At 72.2% G+C, this 21,280-nt stretch carries 17 protein-coding genes and 2 pseudogenes; 11 read left to right on the plus strand and 8 right to left on the minus strand.

Going from position 1 to position 21,280, the window contains the following annotated elements; all coding sequences use genetic code 11:
- Nucleotides 1-127 precede the first annotated feature (127 nt).
- Together ACH4F2_RS22240 and ACH4F2_RS22245 are read right to left on the minus strand one after the other, a co-directional pair.
- Nucleotides 128-2,959, minus strand: a complete 2,832-nt coding sequence (locus ACH4F2_RS22240; protein ID WP_398134445.1) for an AAA family ATPase — start codon at nt 2,957-2,959, stop codon at nt 128-130.
- Nucleotides 2,960-3,131: 172 nt separating this feature from the next.
- Nucleotides 3,132-3,980: a response regulator transcription factor gene (locus tag ACH4F2_RS22245; RefSeq protein WP_398134446.1), complete on the minus strand. Its 849-nt coding sequence runs from the start codon at nt 3,978-3,980 to the stop codon at nt 3,132-3,134.
- A 124-nt stretch (nt 3,981-4,104) separates the two neighbouring features.
- Here ACH4F2_RS22245 and ACH4F2_RS22250 point away from each other — a divergent pair, with 124 nt between their 5' ends.
- Entirely contained in the window at nt 4,105-5,778 is a 1,674-nt protein-coding gene (locus ACH4F2_RS22250) for an AMP-binding protein (protein WP_398134447.1), read from the plus strand.
- An 8-nt stretch (nt 5,779-5,786) separates the two neighbouring features.
- Nucleotides 5,787-6,097: pseudogene (locus ACH4F2_RS22255) on the plus strand (AMP-binding protein); the annotation flags it as partial.
- 29 nt (nt 6,098-6,126) lie between these two features.
- On the opposite strand, the gene ACH4F2_RS22260 reads toward ACH4F2_RS22255, so the two are convergent.
- The gene (locus ACH4F2_RS22260; protein ID WP_398134448.1) at nt 6,127-6,804 is read right to left on the minus strand and encodes a hypothetical protein; all 678 of its coding nucleotides are present in this window, start codon (nt 6,802-6,804) and stop codon (nt 6,127-6,129) included.
- A 155-nt stretch (nt 6,805-6,959) separates the two neighbouring features.
- Here ACH4F2_RS22260 and gcl point away from each other — a divergent pair, with 155 nt between their 5' ends.
- Entirely contained in the window at nt 6,960-8,744 is a 1,785-nt protein-coding gene (gcl, locus tag ACH4F2_RS22265) for a glyoxylate carboligase (protein WP_398134449.1), read from the plus strand.
- 95 nt (nt 8,745-8,839) lie between these two features.
- Here the strand turns inward: gcl and ACH4F2_RS22270 are convergent, their stop codons facing one another.
- The 5 genes and pseudogenes from ACH4F2_RS22270 to ACH4F2_RS22290 form a co-directional block, all read right to left on the minus strand.
- A complete protein-coding gene (locus ACH4F2_RS22270; RefSeq protein WP_398134450.1) occupies nt 8,840-9,457 on the minus strand; it encodes a TIGR04222 domain-containing membrane protein in 618 nt (205 codons plus the stop codon).
- Between the two features lie 65 nt (nt 9,458-9,522).
- Nucleotides 9,523-9,806: pseudogene (locus ACH4F2_RS22275) on the minus strand (hypothetical protein).
- Between the two features lie 427 nt (nt 9,807-10,233).
- Complete coding sequence (locus ACH4F2_RS22280; protein WP_398134451.1) at nt 10,234-11,697, minus strand: catalase; 1,464 nt, start codon at nt 11,695-11,697, stop codon at nt 10,234-10,236.
- 241 nt (nt 11,698-11,938) lie between these two features.
- Nucleotides 11,939-12,829 carry a 2-hydroxy-3-oxopropionate reductase gene (locus ACH4F2_RS22285; RefSeq protein WP_398134452.1) on the minus strand — a complete coding sequence of 297 codons (891 nt, stop codon included), beginning with the start codon at nt 12,827-12,829 and terminating at the stop codon, nt 11,939-11,941.
- A gap of 48 nt (nt 12,830-12,877) precedes the next feature.
- Entirely contained in the window at nt 12,878-13,735 is an 858-nt protein-coding gene (locus tag ACH4F2_RS22290) for a TIM barrel protein (RefSeq protein WP_398134453.1), read from the minus strand.
- A gap of 140 nt (nt 13,736-13,875) precedes the next feature.
- Between ACH4F2_RS22290 and ACH4F2_RS22295 the strand changes: the two genes are divergently transcribed.
- The 8 genes from ACH4F2_RS22295 to ACH4F2_RS22330 all read left to right on the plus strand — a co-directional run bounded on the left by ACH4F2_RS22295 (nt 13,876) and on the right by ACH4F2_RS22330 (nt 21,126).
- Nucleotides 13,876-14,142: a thiamine-binding protein gene (locus ACH4F2_RS22295; protein WP_398134454.1), complete on the plus strand. Its 267-nt coding sequence runs from the start codon at nt 13,876-13,878 to the stop codon at nt 14,140-14,142.
- Nucleotides 14,139-14,507, plus strand: a complete 369-nt coding sequence (locus ACH4F2_RS22300) for a helix-turn-helix domain-containing protein (RefSeq protein ID WP_398134455.1) — start codon at nt 14,139-14,141, stop codon at nt 14,505-14,507. Before ACH4F2_RS22295 ends, ACH4F2_RS22300 begins: the two co-directional genes overlap by 4 nt.
- A gap of 149 nt (nt 14,508-14,656) precedes the next feature.
- Complete coding sequence (gene uraD, locus ACH4F2_RS22305; protein WP_398134456.1) at nt 14,657-15,166, plus strand: 2-oxo-4-hydroxy-4-carboxy-5-ureidoimidazoline decarboxylase; 510 nt, start codon at nt 14,657-14,659, stop codon at nt 15,164-15,166.
- 2 nt (nt 15,167-15,168) lie between these two features.
- Nucleotides 15,169-15,570 (plus strand): hydroxyisourate hydrolase, encoded by a 402-nt coding sequence (uraH, locus tag ACH4F2_RS22310; RefSeq protein ID WP_398134457.1) that lies wholly within the window; start codon nt 15,169-15,171, stop codon nt 15,568-15,570.
- Nucleotides 15,571-15,577: 7 nt separating this feature from the next.
- Complete coding sequence (pucL, locus tag ACH4F2_RS22315; RefSeq protein WP_398134458.1) at nt 15,578-16,513, plus strand: factor-independent urate hydroxylase; 936 nt, start codon at nt 15,578-15,580, stop codon at nt 16,511-16,513.
- A 68-nt stretch (nt 16,514-16,581) separates the two neighbouring features.
- Complete coding sequence (locus tag ACH4F2_RS22320) at nt 16,582-17,997, plus strand: nucleobase:cation symporter-2 family protein (RefSeq protein ID WP_398134459.1); 1,416 nt, start codon at nt 16,582-16,584, stop codon at nt 17,995-17,997.
- Nucleotides 17,998-18,066: 69 nt separating this feature from the next.
- The gene (locus ACH4F2_RS22325; RefSeq protein WP_398134460.1) at nt 18,067-19,479 is read left to right on the plus strand and encodes an 8-oxoguanine deaminase; all 1,413 of its coding nucleotides are present in this window, start codon (nt 18,067-18,069) and stop codon (nt 19,477-19,479) included.
- A gap of 252 nt (nt 19,480-19,731) precedes the next feature.
- A complete protein-coding gene (locus tag ACH4F2_RS22330; protein WP_398134461.1) occupies nt 19,732-21,126 on the plus strand; it encodes a nucleobase:cation symporter-2 family protein in 1,395 nt (464 codons plus the stop codon).
- Nucleotides 21,127-21,280: the final 154 nt, after the last annotated feature.

Genomic DNA, 21,280 nt, shown 5'->3' on the forward strand with positions numbered 1-21,280 from the left:
CCGTATGCCCGGGCGAGCGGCACGTGCTCACGCTAGGACCGGCGGCAGGGACCGCCCAATGAGGGAAGGCCCTAAGGGAGCCGGGCAGGGAAAACCCTCGGTTCACCGTCGGTAAACCCTGCCCTTGTCAGTCGGCTCGCCGGCCCGCCGACAGTCTGACGATGTCGACCCGGGATCGGATCCCGAGCTTGCGGTAGACCCGGGTCAGGGTCGCCTCGACCGTCTTGACACTGACGAACAGACGGGCGGCGATCTCCCGGTTGGTCGCGCCCTCCATGACGAGCGCGGCGACCTGACGCTCCATCGGGGCGAGGCCCGCCAGGCCGCCGGGCACGGCGGCCGGCGCGGGGGGCGGTCCGGCCGCCTGCGCCGCGACGGCCGCCTCCACCTGCCGCAGCCACGGCAGCGCCCGGCAGCGCCGGAACAGCCGGGCCGCCTCGTCGTACGACCCCGTGCCCGGCGTCCGTCCCGGCCGGCCGGCGTGCAGCGCCGCCAGCGCGAAGGCGGCCCGCGCCTCCTCCAGGCCGTAGCCCAGCCCGGCGAGCCGCTCCCGGGCCGACGTCAACCGGGCGACGGCGGCCCGGTGTTCACCCCGCGCCGCCCGCACCTGCGCCTCGGCCCGGTCCAGCACGGCGAGCACGCTCTCCCGCCCGAGCCGCAGCGCGTGCCCGCGCGTGCCGTCGATGACGTCCTGCGCCTCGGCCGGCTCCCCGGAGCGCACCAGCGCCTCGGCCAGATCGCCCTGCCACCGGCCGCGCGCCGGGTCGGTGATGCCCGCGCCGGCCTCCAGTTCCCGCACCCGGCGCAGTGCCCGGACGGCCGCCCGCGCGTCGCCCGCCACCAGGCTCGCGTGGCCGAGCGCGGCGAGCGCCCGCGACAGGTACACGGCGTCGCCGTCCTCCTCGGCCCGCCGCACGGCCTCCCGGGCCAGCGTCAGCGCCCGCTCCACGTCACCGCCGGCCGCCTCCGCCATCGCGGCCTGCATCGCGCCCGCGCCCTCGCCGATGCCCGCGTCCCGGGCCAGCGCCAGACTCTCCCGGGCCAGTTCCAGGGCCCGGCCGCAGTGCCCGGAGTGGAGCTCGGTCTCGGCGAGGAAGCGCAGGTAGTGGACCTCGCTCTCGGCCATGCCGCGCCGCCGCACCTCGCGCAGCAGCGCGGTGACGGTGGTCCGCGCCTCGGCCAGCCGGTCGCTCATCAGCAGCCACCGGAACCGGGACGAACCGGCCCCGTTGTGATGGCACGCCACCCGCGGGTCCTGCGGCTCCTCCAGCGCCCGCCGGATGGTCGCCGGAGCGTCCGGATGCCCCATCAGCGTCTCCGCCTGCGCCTGGAACGCGAGCGCGAGCAGCTCGGTGCGCCGGTCCCCGGCCCGTGCCGCCAGCCGGGCCGCGTGCGCGGCCTCCTCCCGGCCCTGCGCGAAGTCGCCCTGCACCACCAGGCCGCGCCAGGCCAGCTGGTAGTGGACCAGGGCGAGCAGCCGCGGGTCGTCGCCCGCGTCGGCCAGGGCCTGCGGGAAGACGGCGTCGACCTCGCCGATGGCCTGCCCGGCCGCCTCGATCACCACCATCCAGGCGCGTACCCGCTCGCCGGGCACGGTGGCCCGCGTCAGCACCTCGCGGGCGATGTCCCGGGCGAGGTCGGGCTCACCCGCGGTGATGGCGTCCTCGGCGGCCGTCAGCCGGCGCTCGTCCGGCCCCGGTGTGCCGTCCGCGGGGGTGTGCCGGGCGGCGAGCAGCCCCAGCGACGCTGCCACGGACGGCGCCCCGCGGTCCCGGGCCAGCGCGGCGGCCTCGCCCAGCCGGGCCGCCGTCTCCGGGTCGGTGCCGGTGGTCGCCAGGGCCAGGTGCCGGGCGCGCTCGATGGGGTCACAGGCCGCCGTGGACAGCGCGGCGTGCGCGGCCCGCCGCTCCGGCGCCGGCGCCTCGGCGTACAGCGCGGCCGAGATCAGCGGATGCGCGAACCGTACGGCCGGACCTTCCGGGTCGGTCGCCAGCAGCCCCAGCGCCGCCGCCTGGGCGGTCTCCGCCTCGGCGTTGTCCCGGCCGGCGGCGTGCAGCAGGGCGGGGGTGGGGCGGGCGCCGGCGCTGGCCACCAGAAGGGTGCGGCGGGCGTCGTCCGACAGCATCTCCAGGCGGGTCAGGACAAGGGCGCGCAGGGAGGTCGGCACGGGCAGCGGCTCGCCCGGCCGGGGCGGGGTGGGGCTCTCGGCGAGGGCCCGGCCCAGCTCCAGCGCGAACAGCGGATTGCCGCCGCTGGTGCGGTGGATGTCGCGGACCGTGGAGCGGGGCAGGCCCGAGTGGCCGCGTTCGTCGAGCAGCGTCGACACCTGGGCCCGGGTCAGCGGGCCGAGGCGGACCGCACGGGTGTCCGGCGGGAACGCGCGCAGCTGCCGGCCGTACGCGGCGCCCTCCGCCTCCGGGCCCTCGGTCCGCACCGCGCACAGCAGCCGTACCGGGGTGTCGCCCAGGCGGCGGGCGGCGAAGCCGAGGAGTTCGGCGCTGGCCGGGTCGAGCCACTGCAGGTCGTCGGCGACGACGAGGACGGGCCCCTCGGCGGCGAGTGCGCGCAGCGTGGACAGCACGGCCAGGCGCAGCGCCAGCCCGTCGCGCTGGAGCGTGGACTCGCCGCGGCCGGTGAGCGCCGACTCCAGCGCGGTGCGCTGGGCGCCGGGCAGCGCGTCCGACACCTCGTCCAGGACCAGACCCAGAAGGTCGGCGAGGGCGAGGAACGGAAGATGGGATTCGGACTCGGTGGCCGAACAGCGCAACACGGTGTGTGCCGTACGCGCGTATTCCGCGGCCAGGGCCCGCAGAACGGTCGATTTTCCAATTCCGGCGGGTCCGTGCAGCAGCACACTGCCGCCCCGGGAGAGCTGCTCACGCGCCGCGCCGAACGCCTCCTCCCGCCCGATGACCAGGTCGGAACGGCATCCGGCAGACTCCGCGAAGTCCCGTCGCACGGCGACCGCCCCCTCCGTATGTCGTGTCCCGGCCAATATTAGGCAACGGCCGTCGAATTACGGCGAGACGAGGAGGTGAGTCACGGCGAGACGAGGAGGTGAGGCGAATGACGACCGGCGGCACGAATGCGGAAAGCCCTCACATCGCGCCGCGACTTCACCCGCGTGAGGGCTACGGCAGCCAGCCCGCCCGGCGTGCCGCGACGACCGCCTCCCCGCGGGTGCGCGCACCGAGCTTGCGCATGGCCGAACGCAGGTAGCTCTTGACCGTTTCCGGCCGCACGCCGAGCCGTTCCGCGGCCGCCGCGTTCGTCGCCCCCTCGGCGACGCAGGCCAGTACGTCCACCTCACGGGGAGCCGGCCGGACCTCCCGCGCCGCTTTGCCGCCCGCGGCCAGCAACCCGCACGCGCGCAGCAGTTCCTCCCGCAGCGCGGGGTCCGCAATCCTGGGCGCCAGTGCCCGCAGCGCCGCGTGGGCCTCCCGTACCTGCTCCCAGGCCGCGGAGCCCGCCGGCTCGTGCGCCGGACCGCACTCCGGCCGCGGCCGGGCCGCCGCCAGCAGTTCGCCCGCCGCGTCCCGCAGCACGAGCGCCTGCTCCACGTCCCGCGCCGCTTCCACCGCCACGCTCAGCGTGCGGTCGCCCAGGGGCTGGGCCGTGCGCAGGGCGCCGTACAGCACGCCACGCACCCGGCGCCGTACGACCACCGGCACCGCCAGCACCGAGCGCAGGCCCTCGGCGGCGACCTGGAGGTCGTACTCGTGGCTGATCCGCCGGGAGACGGAGTAGTCCGTGACGGCGCACGGCCGCGACAGCTCCACCGCCTTGCCGCCCAGGCCGTTGCCCGAGGTCACCGCGAGGGAGCTCAGCGCGGTCGTGGCGGTGCCGCTGAGCTCGCTGATGCGCACCCGCCGCCGGCCGGTCTCCATCAGCCCGCCGAAAGCGACCGGCAGCCCGGTCGTGCGCCGCAACCGCGTCAGCGCACCGCGGATCTCCACCGTGCCGGCAGCGTCCATCGCCACTCGTTCCGCCCTCCCCCGCGCCCGTCCCGGGACGCACACCCCCGTTCGGGGGTAGTGAGACCTGCATCACGGATTACACGATGGCAGAGAGCCGCCCGGCAAGGTCCGGCACAGAGGAGGACACATGACGACGGCCACGGAGCTGTTCCGCAGCGCACGGGACTTCCTGCTGGAACACCGCGACGACTACACCGCCGCCCACGAGGGGTTCCGGTGGCCCCGGCCCGAACACTTCAACTGGGCCCTGGACTGGTTCGACGCCATCGCCGACGGCAACACGCGCACCGCGCTGCACATCGTCGAGGAGGACGGAACCGAGGCCCGGGTCTCCTTCGCCGAGATGTCGTCCCGCTCCGACCGGGTGGCGAACCGGCTGCGCGAGTGGGGCGTCGGCCCCGGCGACCGCATCCTCGTCATGCTCGGCAACCAGGCCGAACTGTGGGAGACGGCGCTCGCGGCGATGAAGCTGCGCGCCGTCGTCATCCCCGCCACCCCGCTGCTCGGCCCCGCCGACCTGCGCGACCGTGTCGACCGCGGCCGGGTGCGCCATGTCATCGCGCGCGCCGAGGACACCGCCAAGTTCACCGACGTACCCGGCGCCTACACACGCATCGCGGTCGGCGGTACGGCGGAGCCCGGCTGGCAGCCGTACGAGGACGTGTACACGGCCTCCGACACCTTCGCCCCCGACGGCCCGACCGCCGCCGACGACCCGCTGATGCTGTACTTCACCTCGGGCACCACCGCCCGCCCCAAGCTGGTCGAGCACACCCACGTGTCGTACCCCGTAGGGCACCTGGCCACCATGTACTGGATCGGCCTGAAGCCCGGCGACGTCCACCTGAACATCTCCTCGCCCGGCTGGGCCAAGCACGCCTGGTCGAACCTGTTCGCGCCGTGGAACGCCGAGGCGACCGTCTTCCTGTACAACTACACCCGGTTCGACGCGGCCCTGCTGATGGCCGAGATGGACAGGGCCCGGGTGACCACCTTCTGTGCCCCGCCGACCGTGTGGCGCATGCTCATCCAGGCCGACCTGACGCAGCTCGCCACCCCGCCCCGCGAGGTCGTCGCGGCCGGTGAGCCGCTGAACCCCGAGGTGATCGAACAGGTCCGCCGCGTGTGGGGCGTGACCGTCCGGGACGGCTTCGGCCAGACCGAGACCGCCGTCCAGGTCTCCAACAGCCCCGGCCAGGTCCTCAAGACCGGCTCCATGGGCCGCCCCAGCCCCGGCTACCGCGTCGAACTCCTCGACCCGGCCACCGGCGCGCCCGGCGCCACCGAGGGCGAGATCGCCCTGGACCTGTCCGAACGCCCCGTCGGCCTGATGACCGGCTACCACGGCGACCCCGACCGCACGGCGGAGGTGATGGCCGACGGCTACTACCGCACCGGCGACATCGGCGCACGCGACGAGGACGGCTACCTCACCTACGTGGGCCGGGCCGACGACGTCTTCAAGGCCAGCGACTACAAGATCAGCCCCTTCGAGCTGGAGAGCGCCCTGCTGGAGCACGAGGCGGTCGCGGAGGCGGCGGTCGTGCCGGCCCCGGACGAACTGCGCCTGGCCGTGCCGAAGGCGTACGTCGTGCTGGCGGCGGGCTGGGAGCCGGGCCCGGACACCGCGAAGGTCCTCTTCGAGCACTCCCGCGACACCCTCGCCCCCTACAAGCGCGTCCGCCGCCTGGAGTTCGGTGAGCTGCCCAAGACCGTCTCCGGCAAGATCCGCCGCATCGAACTGCGCGAGGCCACGGCGGCCGGTTCCGCGGACGAGTACCGGGAGGAGGACTTCCGATGACCTCGCCCCGCACCAAGGACGTGATCATCCGGGGTGGAGAGAACATCTGCCCGCGCGAGGTCGAGGAGTTCCGCCACGCCCACCCGAAGATCGCGGACGTCCAGGCCGTCGGCGTACCGCACGAGCACTACGGCGAGGAGCTCCTCACCCGCGTCATCCCGCGCGACGCGGCCGACCCGCTCACCCCGGAGGAACCGCGCGCCTACTGCGACGGGCAGTTGGCCCATACAAGGTGCCCAGCCGCCCCCAGGTCCTCGACTCCTTCCCGATGACGGTCTCGGGGAAGGTGCGCAAGGTCGAGCTGCGGGAGCGGTACGGCACGGCGCGTAGGCCGTACGGGGTGAGGCTTCAGCCGGCCGTGGCGTCCAGCGTCACGGCCGGCGCGTTGACCGGGCGCGGTACACCCGCGGGGTCGAGGACGAAGAGCGGGACGCCCAGCAGGTCGGCGCGGGCGCGGGCCTCCTCGGTGTACCCGGCGAGGGAGAAGTGGACGCAGCTCGCGGCGTCCGCCGTGGCCGTCAGCCACAGGCACTCCACGTCCCGCGCCGTGGCCGGGCCCACCGTGGGATCCACCTGGACGACGATGCCGGGCGCGGCCAGCCCGATGCCGCAGACGGGGCGCCGGTCGGCGCGGCGGACGTCCCGGTGACCCAGTCCGCGCAGATACAGGACGGCGGCGGTGACCGCGTCGCGGGCGGTGCGGACCGGGACGGCCCGGTGCGCCGGGACCCGCGACCCGGGGGTGCGCCCGGACCGGCCCGTCGCCGCGCGGTCCACCGGTACGCACAGCACCGTCCCGCACGAGCAGCCCAGCTCCGGACGCGGCCACCGGCTCTCGGTCCCGCAGGCGGCGCAGCGCACGCCGATCCACTCCTCGTCCCACGACCGGTGGGTGACCGCGGTCGCGGCCCGGCGCGGATCGAGCTCCGGGGCGACGGGCGCTCCGCACGCGCAGGGGTACGACGGTGCCGTGTAGCGGTGCCGGCGCCCGCATGCGGTGCAGCACACCGGGATGGTCTCGGACATGGCCCCATCGTCCTCTCTTGACGGCCCTCGGCCACCCACTTACATTACTTCCAGATCGTAGAAAACAAATTTCGCTATACGGAAGTTGCTACGGAAGTGCTCACCGCGGGGCGCGACGGGAGTGCGAATCCGACAGCCGACAGCAGGAGTACTCGATGGCTCGTATGACCGCTGCCCGCGCGGCAGTTGAGATTCTCAAGCGCGAGGGCGTCACCGACGCGTTCGGTGTGCCGGGCGCGGCGATCAACCCGTTCTACGCGGCGCTCAAGGCCTCCGGCGGCGTCCAGCACACCCTTGCCCGGCACGTCGAGGGCGCATCGCACATGGCCGAGGGCTACACCCGGACCCACGCCGGCAACATCGGCGTCTGCATCGGCACCTCCGGGCCGGCCGGCACCGACATGATCACCGGCCTGTACTCGGCGATCGGCGACTCGATCCCGATCCTGTGCATCACCGGCCAGGCGCCGACCGCGGTGATCCACAAGGAGGACTTCCAGGCCGTCGACATCGCCTCGATCGCCAAGCCGGTGACGAAGATGGCGGTCACCGTCCTGGAGGCCGCACAGGTCCCCGGCGTCTTCCAGCAGGCGTTCCACCTGATGCGCTCCGCCCGGCCCGGCCCGGTCCTCATCGACCTGCCGATCGACGTCCAGTTGACGGAGATCGAGTTCGACCCGGACACCTACGAGCCGCTCCCGGTCTACAAGCCGGCGGCGACCCGCGCCCAGATCGAGAAGGCGATCGGCATGCTGAACGCCGCCGAGCGCCCGCTGATCGTGGCCGGCGGCGGTGTCATCAACGCCGACGCCGCCGACCTCCTGGTCGAGTTCGCCGAGCTGACCGGCACCCCGGTCGTCCCGACCCTGATGGGCTGGGGCCTGCTGCCCGACGACCACGAGCTGAACGCCGGCATGGTCGGCCTGCAGACCTCGCACCGCTACGGCAACGCGACCTTCCTGGAGTCCGACTTCGTCCTCGGCATCGGCAACCGCTGGGCCAACCGCCACACCGGCAAGCTGGACGTCTACACCGCCGGCCGCACGTTCGTCCACGTCGACGTCGAGCCGACCCAGATCGGCAAGATCTTCGCCCCGGACTACGGCATCGCCTCCGACGCGAAGGCGGCCCTGAAGCTGTTCGTCGAGGTGGCGAAGGAACTGAAGGCGGCCGGCAAGCTGCCCGACCGCTCCGCGTGGGCCGCCTCCGCCCAGGAGCGCAAGGCCACCCTCCAGCGTCGTACGCACTTCGACGACATCCCGATCAAGCCGCAGCGCGTCTACGAGGAGATGAACAAGGCCTTCGGCCCGGAGACCCGGTACGTCTCCACCATCGGCCTCTCGCAGATCGCCGGCGCCCAGATGCTCCACGTCTACCGGCCGCGGCACTGGATCAACTGCGGTCAGGCCGGCCCGCTCGGCTGGACCGTCCCCGCCGCGCTCGGCGTCGCCAAGGCCGACCCCGACGCGCAGGTCGTGGCGCTCTCCGGTGACTACGACTTCCAGTTCATGATCGAGGAACTGGCCGTCGGCGCGCAGCACAAGATCCCGTACGTCCACGTCCTGGTCAACAACTCCTACCTGGGCCTGATCCGCCAGGCGCAGCGGGCGTTCGAGATCGACTTCCAGGTCAACCTGGAGTTCGAGAACATCAACTCGCCCGAGCTGGGCGTCTACGGCGTCGACCACGTCAAGGTCGCCGAGGGCCTCGGCTGCAAGGCGATCCGGGTGACCGATCCCGGCGAGCTGGGCGCGGCCCTGGAGCAGGCCAAGAAGCTGGCCGCCGAGCACCGGGTGCCGGTCGTCGTCGAGGCGATCCTGGAGCGCGTCACCAACATCTCCATGTCGGGCACCAACGACATCGGCAACGTCGTCGAGTTCGAGGAGCTGGCGACCGAGCCGGGGCACGCCCCGACCGCGATCCGGACGCTGAAGGCCTGACCCTGCGCAGTGCGCGCAGAGCGGCCCGTTCCTGACGAACGGGCCGCTCCTTCGTGTGCCCCGCCGCTGCCCGTCACCGCTCAGTCGCCCGCCGCTCAGTCGCCTCCGCCGCCCCCGCCTCCGCCGCCGCAGTAGTACGCCGCGCCGCCTCCCGAGCCGCTTCCGCGTCCGGGCGGCGAGTTCTTGAGGAGGCGCTTGTCCGCCACCTCCACCCGCTCGACGAGTCCGGCCCGCAGCGCGAAGCGGGGCAGCAGGACGCGCAGGGCGGCCACGTCGTGCAGGGCGACGGCGAGCAGTCTGTCGTCCGCCGTCATGCCGCGCCGGCTCGTGGGCAGCGGGTGCGCCTCCCGGAGAGCTCCCACCCGGCGACGGGCGGCGCGGGTGGGACCGAGCAGCGGATAGCGCAGCAGCCCGGCCTCCGCCAGCGGAATCCGCATCAGCGCCAGCGCGAGGCGGACGTCCGGGTGCCGGGTCAGCCTCCGTACCGCGAGGGGCTCGTGGAGGCACTCCCGTACCGCCTCCGCCAGGGGCGGGAGGGGAACCGCGGCCGTCCCCGGCGCCGACGGCAGCGCCCGTACGGTGCCCGGCGGGCCGGCGTCGAGGGCGCCCCGCAGGTACAGGTCCACCACGGCGACCGTCACGGCGGCGCGGGGGCCGCCGCGCAGCAGCGCGACCTCGTGCGGTGCGAGCCGGACCGTCCTGTCGTCGTCCATGAGACCCCCCGAGAGCACCCCGTGTGCCCGGGGTTGTGCCCGCTGCCGGGGGCGCCTACGCGCGTTCAGCCCTCGTGGTGCCCATGGTGCTCGTGCAGCCCCGGCCAGTCCTCCGGGCCGCCGCCCTGCCACTCGACCAGCTCGCTGTCCTCCACGTCGGTCACGTAGAGGTCGGCCAGCCGCAGCAGCTCGGCGACGTCGTCGACGTGCGAGGCCACACCGAGGGTCTCGTCGCCGGAGGTGACCCGGCGCGAGCCTCCCCCACTGCCTTGAGGGCGTGGGGGTACCCCCATCGCGCGGGGGAGTGGACGACGATGTGCGGGTGCTCGGGTGGGTGTGCCGTTGCCATGTCTCCAGGCTGCTGCGCGGGCGGGGAATCCGCACCCGGTGCACGCCGAGAAGCGCCGGATGCGGGACCGTCCGCATCCGGCGCTTGTCGCCCGGTCAAGGTTCTTCACGTGGTGTCCGTCCGACAGCGCGAGGCTGGGCGCGACAGGTCGTTCGCGCCGCCGGACGGAGTTCTGGGCCCCTTGCGCGAAGGGGCGGACGATGGCTGGGACCGCGGCGGTGCGACGGGTCCGGAGCGCCTCTCCCCTCAGGTCGTAGGAGAGGCTCCCGGGCCCTTCACCACCGCACTGGCTCGCAGGCCGCCGCGGTCCTCGCCCTGCCCGCGCCGACGCCGGGCGGCCACCCCTCATCCGGGCCGCTCCGGTGCCTTCGCAGGCCGCGCACACGGTCCCGGCCTCCCCGCCGGGGCCCGTGCGCGAGCTGGTGGATCAGTCCTCGCGCAGGGCGCGGACCGCCTCCTCCACGCGCTTGCCGTACTCGGGGTCGGCGGCGTGGAAGTGCGCGAGGTTCTTCTCGACCACGTCATTGCGGGAGACCTGGGACAGGCCGCCGGCGATGTTCGCGACCAGACGCGCGCGCTCGTCCTCGGTCATCAGCCGGAACAGCTCACCGGCCTGGAAGAAGTGGTCGTCCTTGGTGTGCAGCGGCGCCTCGTGGGTGCCGGTGTGGCCGGAGACCGGGAGCGGGGCCGCCAGCGGGCGGCCGGTCTCGACCGGGCCGTCGTAGGAGTTCGGCTCGTAGTTCCTGGCGCCGCGGCCCTGGGCGTTGGATGCCATCAGACCGTCGCGGCCGTAGTTGGCAGCGCCACCGGGCACCGCCTTCGGGGCGTTCACCGCGAGCTGGGTGTGGTTGACGCCCAGGCGGTAGCGGTGCGCGTCCGCGTAGGCGAACAGGCGGCCCTGGAGCATCTTGTCGGGGGAGGGGCCGATGCCCGGAACGAAGTTGTTCGGGGAGAACGCGGCCTGCTCGACCTCGGCGAAGACGTTGTCCGGGTTGCGGTCCAGCACCAGCCGGCCCACGCGGCGCAGCGGGTAGTCGCCGTGCGGCCACACCTTGGTCACGTCGAACGGGTTGAAGCGGTAGTTCGCCGCCTCGGCCACCGGCATCAGCTGCACGTGCAGCGTCCAGGACGGGTGCACGCCCCGCTCGATCGCCTGCACCAGGTCCGTCTGGTGCGAGGTCGGGTCCTGGCCGGCGAGCTCCGCGGCCTGGTCGGCGGTCAGACAGCGGATGCCCTGGTCCGTCTTGAAGTGGTACTTGACGAAGAACGACTCGCCCTTGGCGTTCGTCCACTGGTAGGTGTGCGAGCCGAAGCCGTCCATGTGGCGGTACGACGCCGGGATGCCGCGGTCGCCCATCAGCCAGGTCACCTGGTGGGTGGCCTCGGGGGAGTGCGCCCAGAAGTCCCAGACGTTGTCCGGCTCCTGACGGCCCGAGAACGGGTCGCGCTTCTGCGAGTGGATGAAGTCGGGGAACTTGATCGGGTCCTTGATGAAGAACACCGGGGTGTTGTTGCCGACGAGGTCGTAGTTGCCCTCCTCGGTGTAGAACTTCACCGCGAAGCCGCGCGGGTCGCGGACCGCGTCCGCGCCGCCGAGGGAGTCGGCCACGGTGGAGAAACGCAGGAAGACCTCGGTGCGCTTGCCGACGGTGTTCAGGAAGTCGGCGTGGGTGACGTCGGTGACGTCGTCGGTCACCTCGAAGTGGCCGTAGGCGCCGGAGCCGCGGGCGTGCACCACGCGCTCCGGGATGCGCTCGCGGTTGAAGCGGGCGAGCTTCTCCAGGAGGTGCTGGTCCTGGATCAGGAGGGGGCCGCCGATGCCGGCGGAGGCGGAGTTCTGGTTGTCGGCGACCGGGGCGCCGGACTCTGTCGTGAGCACGCGCTGCGACATCGGGGACCTTCCGTGCGAGGGGTCAGCGGAAACTGGTTTCCGCTTCGTGGAGCCTAGGTTTGAGGAAACGGCACGTCAACAGTTTGTTGAAGCATGTCGATGGTTTGTTGAAGCGCGTCGACGGTTTGTCGAAGTACGCCAACAGCTCGTTGAGCCGGGTTCCGGGCGGCGCCGCCGCTCGGGCGCGACAGGACAGGTGTCAGCGACGGCGCCGCCCGGAAGTCTCGTGAGGTGCGTCCGGTCAGACCTGGGCGCCGGACAGGCGCTCCACGGCCCGCAGCAGGGCCGAGTGGTCCAGGCCGCCGTCGCCCTGCGCGCGCAGCGACGCGACGAGCTGGGCGACCACGGCGCCGACCGGCAGCGCGGCGCCGACGTTGCGGGCGGCGTCGGTGACGATGCCCATGTCCTTGTGGTGCAGGTCGATGCGGAAGCCCGGCTTGAAGTCGCGGGCCAGGAAGTTGTCCTTCTTCCGCGTCAGCACGGTCGAGCCGGCCAGCCCGCCGTTGAGGACGTCGAGGGCGGCCTTGAGGTCCACGCCCGACTTCTCCAGGAAGACCACGGCCTCGGCGCACGCCTGGATGTTGACGGCGACGATCAGCTGGTTGGCGGCCTTCACGGTCTGGCCCGAGCCGTGCGGACCGCACAGCACGATGGTCTTGCCCAGCGCCTCGAGGAGCGGCTTGGCCTCGTCGAAGTCGGCCTGCTCACCGCCGACCATGATGGACAGCACGGCCTCGACGGCACCGGCCTCGCCGCCGGACACCGGGGCGTCCAGGACACGGATGCCCTTGTCCTTCGCGGCCTTCGCCAGGTCGACCGAGGTCTGCGGGGTGATCGAGGACATGTCGACCAGCAGGGCACCGGACTTCGCGTTCTCCAGGATGCCGTCGGGGCCGTAGGCGATGGCCTCGACCTGCGGCGACGCGGGCACCATGGTGACGACGACGTCGGCGTCGCGCACGGCCTCGGCGATCGAGCCGGCCGCGGTGCCGCCGGCGGCGGACAGGCGGTCCAGCTTGTCCTGCTCCAGGGTGAAGCCGGTGACCTGGTAACCCGCCTTGATCAGGTTCTCCGACATGGGGGACCCCATGATGCCGAGACCGATCCAGGCGACCTTGGGAAGCGTGCTCATGATGGGTGCCTCTCTGAAAATCTGTGAAGAGTTCCTGCGGGGTGGCGCTCAGCGGGCCGCGCGGGCCTCGGCCGGCAGCCAGGAGAAGGACTCGGCGCTGGGGGTGTCGCCCGGCTTGTACTCCAGGCCGACCCAGCCGTCGTAACCGGCCTTCCTCAGCCGGCCGAGCAGCTCCTGGAGAGGGAGGGAGCCGGTGCCGGGGGCGCCGCGGCCGGGGTTGTCGGCGATCTGCACGTGGCCGGTCTTCGCGGCGTACGCGTCGATCACCTGCGGCAGGTCCTCGCCGTTCATGGACAGGTGGTAGAGGTCCATGAGGAACTTGGCGTTGCCGAGTCCGGTGGCCTCGTTGACCTTGTCGACGACCGCGATCGCGGCCGGCGCCGACACCAGCGGGTACAGCGGCGACTCGGGCTTGTTGAGCGCCTCGATCAGCAGGACCGCGCCGATCCGGTCGGCCGCGCGGGCGGCGAGGACCAGGTTCTCCAGCGCCAGCTCGTCCTGCTCGGCCGGGTCCACGCCCTCGACGCGGTTGCCGTACAGGGCGTTGAGGGCCGTGCAGCCCAGCGACTTGGCGAAGTCGGCGGCCACGTCGATGTTGGCGCGGAAGCGGTCCGACTCCTCGCCGGGGACCGACAGGGCGCCGCGGTCGGGGCCCGGCAGCCGGCCTGCGTAGAAGTTCAGCCCGGTGAGCTGGACGCCCGCGTCCTCGATGGCCTTCTTCAGGCCGTCGAGCTCGGACTGCTCGGGGGTGGGCGAGTCGATCCAGGGCCACCACAGCTCGACCGCGGTGAAGCCGGCCGCGGCGGCGGCCGCGGGGCGTTCCAGGAGCGGGAGTTCCGTGAAGAGGATCGACAGGTTGACGTTGAAGCGCTGGTCTGCGGCGGTGTTCGACTCAAAACCCGGCATGGGGTGCCGCGCTCCCTTCCGTTTCGATCATTGTTCCGCATTACGGAAGTTGCTTTCTGCTTAATGGAAGATTGCCGTCGGTGCTCGGCGCTTGTCAAGAGGGGGCGGCGGAAACGGTCACCGGGCGTTAGGTTGACCGGGTGCGATTGAGAGTGGAGTTCACGACCGAGCCCTTCGACCTGGACGAGGCGCCCGCGCACGCGGTGGTCGCCCGGGAGGTCGTCGAGGCGGCGGAGCTGGACGAGGTGGACGTCGGCCCGTTCGGCAACACCGCCGAGGGTGGCGCCGACGAGGTGCTCGCCGCGGTGGAGGCGTTGCTGCGCCGGTCCCTCCAGGCGGGCGCCACCCGGATCTCCCTCCAGGTCAACGTGGCCGGACCGAGCGCCGAAGAGGAGGGCGAGCGGTGAACGGTGCGGGGGAGGAACCCTTCATCGCGGCCGTGAAGCCCCTGGTCGACGCCATGGGCGGCGAGCTGCTGCCGCCGGACGAGGCCGGCCAGGACGACGTCGTGCTCTCCTGGGAGGGCGCCGACGTCGTCGCCGTACGCCTGCCGCAGCTCGCCGACTCCCTGGACCACATCCTGGCCGCTCTGGAGCGCCGGCAGGGCAGGCCGCTCGCCGAACTGGACCGCAGGGCCAAGCAGGAGGTGGTGCGGATGCTGGAGGCGCGCGGCGCCTTCTCCGTTCGGCACGGCGTGGAGACCGTCGCGGGCGCCCTCGGCGTCAGCCGCTTCACCGTCTACAACTACCTCAATCGCGAGAAGGACTCCTGACCTGCACAGGAGCCCCACATCACGAGCCGTCGTCCGGTAACCGGGCGGCGGCTTTCGTAACACCGAATTTTCAACAAAGTGTTGACGCGTTGTTTCCGAGGGCGTTAGCTATCGGCACGCCCGTTCAGCACAAGGCCACGGAGGCTCCCGTGACGTCCACTTCCGCGTCGGGCCTGGCCCGTTTCAACGCATCCGAGGAGTCCGCGGCACTCGCGGAACTCCACGAGGCGTGTGCCTCCACGGCGTGGGCCCGGCAACTGCTCGCAGCCCGCCCCTATGCCACCCCCGAGGACCTGTACGCCGCGAGTGACGCCGCCATGGCCGAGCTGACGGCGGACGACCTCGCGGAGGCGATGGCCGGGCACCCGCCCATCGGCCGGCCCAAGCCGGGCGACCCGACCTCCTCCCGCGAGCAGGCCGGGATGGCCGGCGCCTCCGAGGAACTCAAGGCGGAGATGCTCGAACTCAACCTGGCCTACCAGGACAAGTTCGGCCACGTCTTCCTCATCTGCGCCACCGGCCGGACCGGCGAGCAGATGCGGGACGCGGTCAAGGAGCGGATCGGCAACTCGCCCGAACAGGAGCGGGAGATCGTCCGCACCGAACTGGGGAAGATCAACCGCATCCGCCTTTCCCGACTCGTCGAACAGGACGCCTGACCATGAGCACCAGCACCACCGCCTCCGTGTCCACGCACATCCTGGACACCAGCGTCGGCCGCCCCGCCGAGGGCGTCGCCGTCCACCTCGCCGCCCGTGCCGGCGGCGACGCGGACTGGCAGAAGCTCGGCGGCTCCGCGACCGACGCCGACGGCCGGTGCAAGGACCTTGCGGCCCTGCCGGAGGGCACCACACACGTACGGCTCGACTTCGCCGTCGAGACGTATTTCGAGAAGAAGCAAGCCGCGGCCCAGCAGGACGCCCCCGCGCTCCGGGACAGCGAGAACGGCCGGCCGGTGTTCTTCCCCGAGGTCACCATCACCTTCGCGGTGGTGCCCGGGGAGCACTACCACGTTCCGCTGCTGCTCAACCCGTTCGGCTACTCCGTTTACCGAGGGAGCTGACCGACACATGACCCGTTTCGTCCTGGGACAGAACCAGTACGGCAAGGCAGAGAACCGCGTCGTCAAGATCACGCGTGACGGCGACACGCACCACATCAAGGACCTGAACGTCTCCGTCGCCCTCTCCGGCGACATGGAGGAGGTCCACCGCAGCGGGTCCAACGCGAACGTCCTGCCGACCGACACCACCAAGAACACGGTGTTCGCCTTCGCCAAGGAGCACGGGATCGAGAGCGCCGAGGACCTCGGCGTCAAGCTCGCCCGCCACTTCGTCGACAACAACGAGCCCATCCACCGGGCCCGTATCCGCATCGAGGAGTACGGCTGGGAGCGGATCGAGACCTCCAAGGGCGGCGCCCGCTTCGTCGGCTCGGAGGAGATCGCGCACTCCTTCGTCCGCACCGGCCAGGAGACCCGCGTCGCGGAGATCACCTACGACGGCCACGGCATCCAGGTCCTCTCCGGATTCAAGGACCTGACCGTCCTGAACTCGACCAACTCCGAGTTCTTCGGCTACCTGAAGGACAAGTACACCACCCTCAAGGAGGACTACGACCGGATCCTCGCCACCACCGTCTCCACCTGGTGGCGGCACAACTGGGACGGCATCGACTCGCACGCCCCGGACTGGGACCGCTCGTACAACGGGGTGCGCAAGCACGCGCTCCAGGCGTTCGCCGAGACCTACTCGTACTCGCTCCAGCAGACCCTCTTCGAGATGGGTGTGCGGGTGCTGAACTCGCGCGACGAGGTCGACGAGATCCGCTTCTCGATGCCCAACAAGCACCACTTCCGCTCGGACCTGTCGCCCTTCGGGATCGACAACGAGGCCAAGGACGGCGCCGTCTACTACGCCGCCGACCGGCCCTACGGCCTGATCGAGGCCACCATCCTGCGCGACGGCGCCGAGCAACTCATCCCGGTCGACATGACCAACCTCTGACGCGGGACGCGCGCCACCGGCCCGGCCCCCCCCCGGGGCCGGTGGCGCGCCACACCGGAGGGAACACCATGGCACAGCCTGCAACGGAGCCGGCGAAAGGCTCAAGTTCCACCCCGTCACCGGAGCACACGGAGGACGCCGTCACGTCCGTGCACCCGGTCGACGAGAAGCTCCACCCCTCGCGGCTCGTCCCCGCCGCGCTCCAGCACATCGCCGCCATGTACGCGGGCGTTGTCACTCCTCCGCTCATCATCGGCCAGGCCGTCGGCCTCGACATCGAGGGCCGCACCCGGCTGATCGCCGCGAGCCTGCTCATCGCGGGCATCGCCACCCTGATCCAGACCATCGGCGTCAAGGGCTTCGTCGGCAACCGCCTGCCGTTCGTCAACGCCGCCTCCTCGGCCGGCATCGCGCCCATCCTCGCCATCGCCGAGACCAACAGCGAGGGCAGCCAACTCCCCGCCATCTACGGCGCGGTGATGGTCGCCGGCGTCTTCTGCCTCGCCGTCGGCCCGTTCTTCGGCCGCCTGCTCCGCTTCTTCCCGCCCCTGGTCACCGGCGTCGTCATCACCCTCATCGGCGTCACGCTGATGCCGGTCCCCGTCGGCTGGGCCCAGGGCGGCGACGAGAGCGCCGCCGACTTCGGCTCCATGGGCAACCTCGCGCTCGCCGCCTTCACCCTCGCCGTCATCCTCGTCATGCAGCGCTTCGGCAAGGGCTTCCTCAAGCAGGTCGCCCTGCTCTTCGGCCTGCTCATCGGCACCCTGGCCGCCATCCCCTTCGGCATGGCCGACTTCAGCGGCATCCAGTCCGCGCCGGTGGCCGCGCTGCCCACGCCCTTCGCCTTCGGCGCCCCCGAGTTCCAGCCCGCCGCGATCCTGTCGCTGTGCATCGTGATGCTGGTCCTGATGACCGAGTCGTCCGCCGGCATGCTCGCCCTCGGCGAGATCTGCGACCGCCGCACCGACGGCAAGGTCATCACCCGCGGCCTGCGCACCGACGGCCTCGCCACCCTGGTCGGCCCCGTCTTCGGCGGCTTCCCCACCTCGGCCTTCGCGCAGAACGTCGGCGTCGTCACCCTCACCCGGGTCCGCAGCCGCTACGTCGTCGCCGTCGCCGGCGCCACCCTGCTCGTCCTCGGCGCCTTCCCGGTCCTCGGCGCGGTCGTCTCCCTGGTCCCGATGCCGGTCCTCGGCGGCGCGGGCATCGTCCTCTTCGGCTCGATCGCCGTCAGCGGCATCCGTACGCTGTCCGAGGCCGGTCTCGACGACAGCTCCAACATCATCCTGGTGGCAGTGGCGCTCGGTGCGGGCATCATCCCGCTGGCCGCGCCGACCTTCTACGCCGAGTTCCCGGCGTGGGCACAGACCGTACTCGGCTCCGGCATCAGCGCCGGCGCGCTCGTCGCGGTCTGTCTCAACCTGTTCTTCAACCATCTCGGCACCCGGAGCCGCACCACCGTTCCGGCACTCAAATCCTCCTAGGGTCCTGCCGTGCCCTCCCCGTGGGTGACCACTCCCGCCCATGGGCCCCCTGAAAGAGAAGGAAGCAGCATGGCAGCATCATCGGCACCGGAGCGCGCCTCCGGGCGCGTGGTCGAGCGTGTGGTCATAGAGAACTGCGCGATCGCCACGGTGGACGCGGGCGACACCGAGATCGCCTCGGGCCACCTCGTCCTCGCGGGCAACAGGATCGAGTCCGTCGGCGCGGGAGGGGCACCCGAGGGCCTGGAGAACGTGGTGCGCCGGATCGACGCGACCGGCCACCTGGTCACGCCCGGACTGGTCAACACCCACCACCACTTCTACCAGTGGATCACCCGGGGCATGGCCACCGACCACAACCTGTTCGACTGGCTGGTCGCGCTGTACCCGACCTGGGCGCGCATCGACGAGCCGATGGCGTACGCGGCGGCCCAGGGCTCCCTCGCCATGATGGCCCGCGGTGGCGTCACCACCGCCATGGACCACCACTACGTCTTCCCGCGGGGCTCCGGGGACCTGTCCGGCGCGATCATCCGCGCGGCCCAGGAGACGGGCGTCCGCTTCACCCTCGCCCGCGGCTCCATGGACCGCGGCGAGTCCGACGGCGGGCTGCCGCCTGACTTCGCCGTGGAGAGCCTGGACGGCGCGCTCGCCGCCACCGAGGCCACCGTCCGGGAACACCACGACGCCTCCTTCGACGCCATGACCCAGGTCGCGGTCGCCCCTTGCTCCCCCTTCTCCGTGTCGACCGAACTGATGCGCCAGGGCGCGGAGCTGGCCCGCCGGCTCGGCGTCCGGCTGCACACCCACGGCTCGGAGACCGTGGAGGAGGAGAAGTTCTGCCACGAGCTGTTCGGCATGGGCCCGACCGACTACTTCGAGTCCACCGGCTGGCTCGGCGAGGACGTGTGGATGGCGCACTGCGTCCACATGAACGACTCCGACATCGCCGCCTTCGCCCGCACGAGGACCGGCGTCGCGCACTGCCCGTCCTCCAACGCGCGACTGGCCGCCGGCATCGCCCGCGTCCCCGACATGCTCGCCGCCGGTGTCCCGGTCGGCCTCGGCGTCGACGGCACCGCCTCCAACGAGTCCGGCGAACTCCACACCGAACTGCGGGGCGCTCTCCTCATCAACCGCCTCGGCGCCCACCGCGAGGCCGCGCTGAACGCCCGCAAGGCACTGCGCCTGGGCACCTACGGCGGCGCCCAGGTCCTGGGCCGGGCCGCCGAGACCGGCTCCCTGGAGCCGGGCAAGCTGGCCGACCTGGTGCTGTGGCGGATGGACACCCTCGCCCACTCCTCCATCGCCGACCCGGTGACCGCCCTCGTCCTCGGCGCCGCCGCCCCGGTCACGGCGTCGTTCGTGGGCGGCCGCCAGATCGTCGAGAACGGCCGGCTGCTCACGGTCGACGAGGACGCCATCGCCCGCTCCACCCGGGACGAGGCGCGGCGACTGGCGGGCATCGCCGAGCAGGGCTGAACCACCGCAGCAGCTGAACACCGACAGTTCGCAAGGCACTTGAGCTCCGGCCGGGAGGGACGGCTTCCGGCCGGTGGCCGTGGACCCGAGCGGGGTCCACGGCGGCCGTCTCCGGGGCGTGCGCCCATGCGTACGCCCCCGGAGCGGTCACCGTTTCCCCGAACGGTCCGTCCCGGTCCCGCACGACCACCCGCACCACCTCCCTGACACCCACGTCAGAGCCGACGTGTACCCGACCGGAGGAACGCCGCTGTGGCCGACCACCCTGTTGACGAGAAACTCCCGCCACTGAAAATGGCGACGACCGGCCTGCAGCACGTGGCCGCCATGTACGCCGGAGTCGTCGCCCCACCCCTGATCGTCGGCGCGGCCATCGGCCTCACCGCCACCGAACTGACCTTCCTCACCGGTGCCTGCCTGTTCACCGCGGGCCTCGCCACCTTCCTGCAGACCCTGGGCATCTGGAAGATCGGTGCCCGGCTGCCCTTCGTCAACGGCGTCACCTTCGCCGGTGTCGCCCCCATGACCGCGATCGTCGCGTCCACCGAGGACAAGTCCGACGCGTTGCCGATCATCTTCGGCGCCGTCATCGTCGCCGGACTCATCGGCTTCTTCGCGGCGCCCTTCTTCAGCAAGGCGATCCGGTTCTTCCCGCCGGTCGTCACCGGTACGGTCATCACCCTCATCGGTATATCCCTGCTGCCCGTGGCCTTCGGCTGGGCGCAGGGTTCCAGTCCCGAGGCCGACGACTTCGGGTCGTCCACCAACCTGGCTCTGGCCGGCATCACCCTCGTCGTCGTCCTCCTGCTGCGCCGCTTCACCCGAGGCTTCGTCAAGCAGATCGCCGTGCTGCTCGGCCTGGTCGCGGGCACGCTCATCGCGATCCCGTTCGGCGTCACGGACTTCGGGCCGGTCGCGGACGCGAGCGTCGTCGGCTTCCCGACGCCGTTCCACTTCGGCGCCCCGCAGTTCCAGCTCGCCGCGATCCTCTCCATGTGCGTGGTGATGGTGGTCTCGATGACCGAGTCCACCGCCGACATGCTCGCCCTGGGCGAGATCGTGGACCGCCCGGCCGACGAGAAGACCATCGCGGCCGGCCTGCGCGCCGACACCCTCGGCTCCGCGCTCAGCCCGGTCTTCAACGGCTTCATGTGCAGCGCCTTCGCCCAGAACATCGGCCTCGTCGCGATGACGAAGATCCGCAGCCGCTTCGTCGTGGCCGCGGGCGGCGGCTTCCTGGTCCTGATGGGCCTGTGCCCGATGGCCGCCTCGCTCATCGCCGTCGTGCCCCGCCCGGTGCTCGGCGGGGCGGGTGTGGTGCTGTTCGGCTCGGTCGCGGCCAGCGGTATCCAGACCCTGGTGCGGGCGAGCCTGGACAAGGACAACAACGTCCTGATCGTGGCGGTCTCCCTGGCCGTCGGCATCATCCCGATCGCGGCGCCGGAGTTCTACCACTCGTTCCCGGAGAACGCGAAGATCATCCTCGACTCGGGCATCTCGACCGGCTGTCTGGCCGCCGTCCTGCTCAACCTGGTCTTCAACCACATCGGCGGCCGGGGACGGGACGCGGAGGACGTGACCCACCCGATGGAGGCGGGGACGGAGATCACCGAGGCAACGGCAACCCGGGCGCCGGCCACGCCGTGACCCGAGGGCCTGACGCCGACGGGCGGGGGGGCCCCCCCCCGGGGGGGGGGGCCCCCCCCCCCGCGCCCCCCCCCCCCCCCCCCCGCCCGCCCCCCCCCCCCGGGTGAGGGGGGGGTAACCCCCAACGTAAAGAAGAACCCGCCCCCCCCCGCCC

Origin of the sequence: Streptomyces sp. NPDC017890 (assembly GCF_044328675.1) — a bacterium.
Classification (GTDB): domain Bacteria; phylum Actinomycetota; class Actinomycetes; order Streptomycetales; family Streptomycetaceae; genus Streptomyces.

Excerpts from the sequence above, each read along its gene's own strand:
- ACH4F2_RS22325 (WP_398134460.1), top strand. The coding sequence starts at position 18,067 with ATGGCAGCATCATCGGCACCGGAGCGCGCCTCCGGGCGCGTGGTCGAG.
- ACH4F2_RS22260 (WP_398134448.1), bottom strand. The coding sequence starts at position 6,804 with ATGTCCGAGACCATCCCGGTGTGCTGCACCGCATGCGGGCGCCGGCAC.
- ACH4F2_RS22290 (WP_398134453.1), bottom strand. The coding sequence starts at position 13,735 with ATGCCGGGTTTTGAGTCGAACACCGCCGCAGACCAGCGCTTCAACGTC.
- ACH4F2_RS22280 (WP_398134451.1), bottom strand. The coding sequence starts at position 11,697 with ATGTCGCAGCGCGTGCTCACGACAGAGTCCGGCGCCCCGGTCGCCGAC.
- uraH (WP_398134457.1), top strand. The coding sequence starts at position 15,169 with ATGAGCACCAGCACCACCGCCTCCGTGTCCACGCACATCCTGGACACC.
- ACH4F2_RS22250 (WP_398134447.1), top strand. The coding sequence starts at position 4,105 with ATGACGACGGCCACGGAGCTGTTCCGCAGCGCACGGGACTTCCTGCTG.
- ACH4F2_RS22285 (WP_398134452.1), bottom strand. The coding sequence starts at position 12,829 with ATGAGCACGCTTCCCAAGGTCGCCTGGATCGGTCTCGGCATCATGGGG.
- ACH4F2_RS22320 (WP_398134459.1), top strand. The coding sequence starts at position 16,582 with ATGGCACAGCCTGCAACGGAGCCGGCGAAAGGCTCAAGTTCCACCCCG.
- gcl (WP_398134449.1), top strand. The coding sequence starts at position 6,960 with ATGGCTCGTATGACCGCTGCCCGCGCGGCAGTTGAGATTCTCAAGCGC.
- pucL (WP_398134458.1), top strand. The coding sequence starts at position 15,578 with ATGACCCGTTTCGTCCTGGGACAGAACCAGTACGGCAAGGCAGAGAAC.
- ACH4F2_RS22270 (WP_398134450.1), bottom strand. The coding sequence starts at position 9,457 with ATGGACGACGACAGGACGGTCCGGCTCGCACCGCACGAGGTCGCGCTG.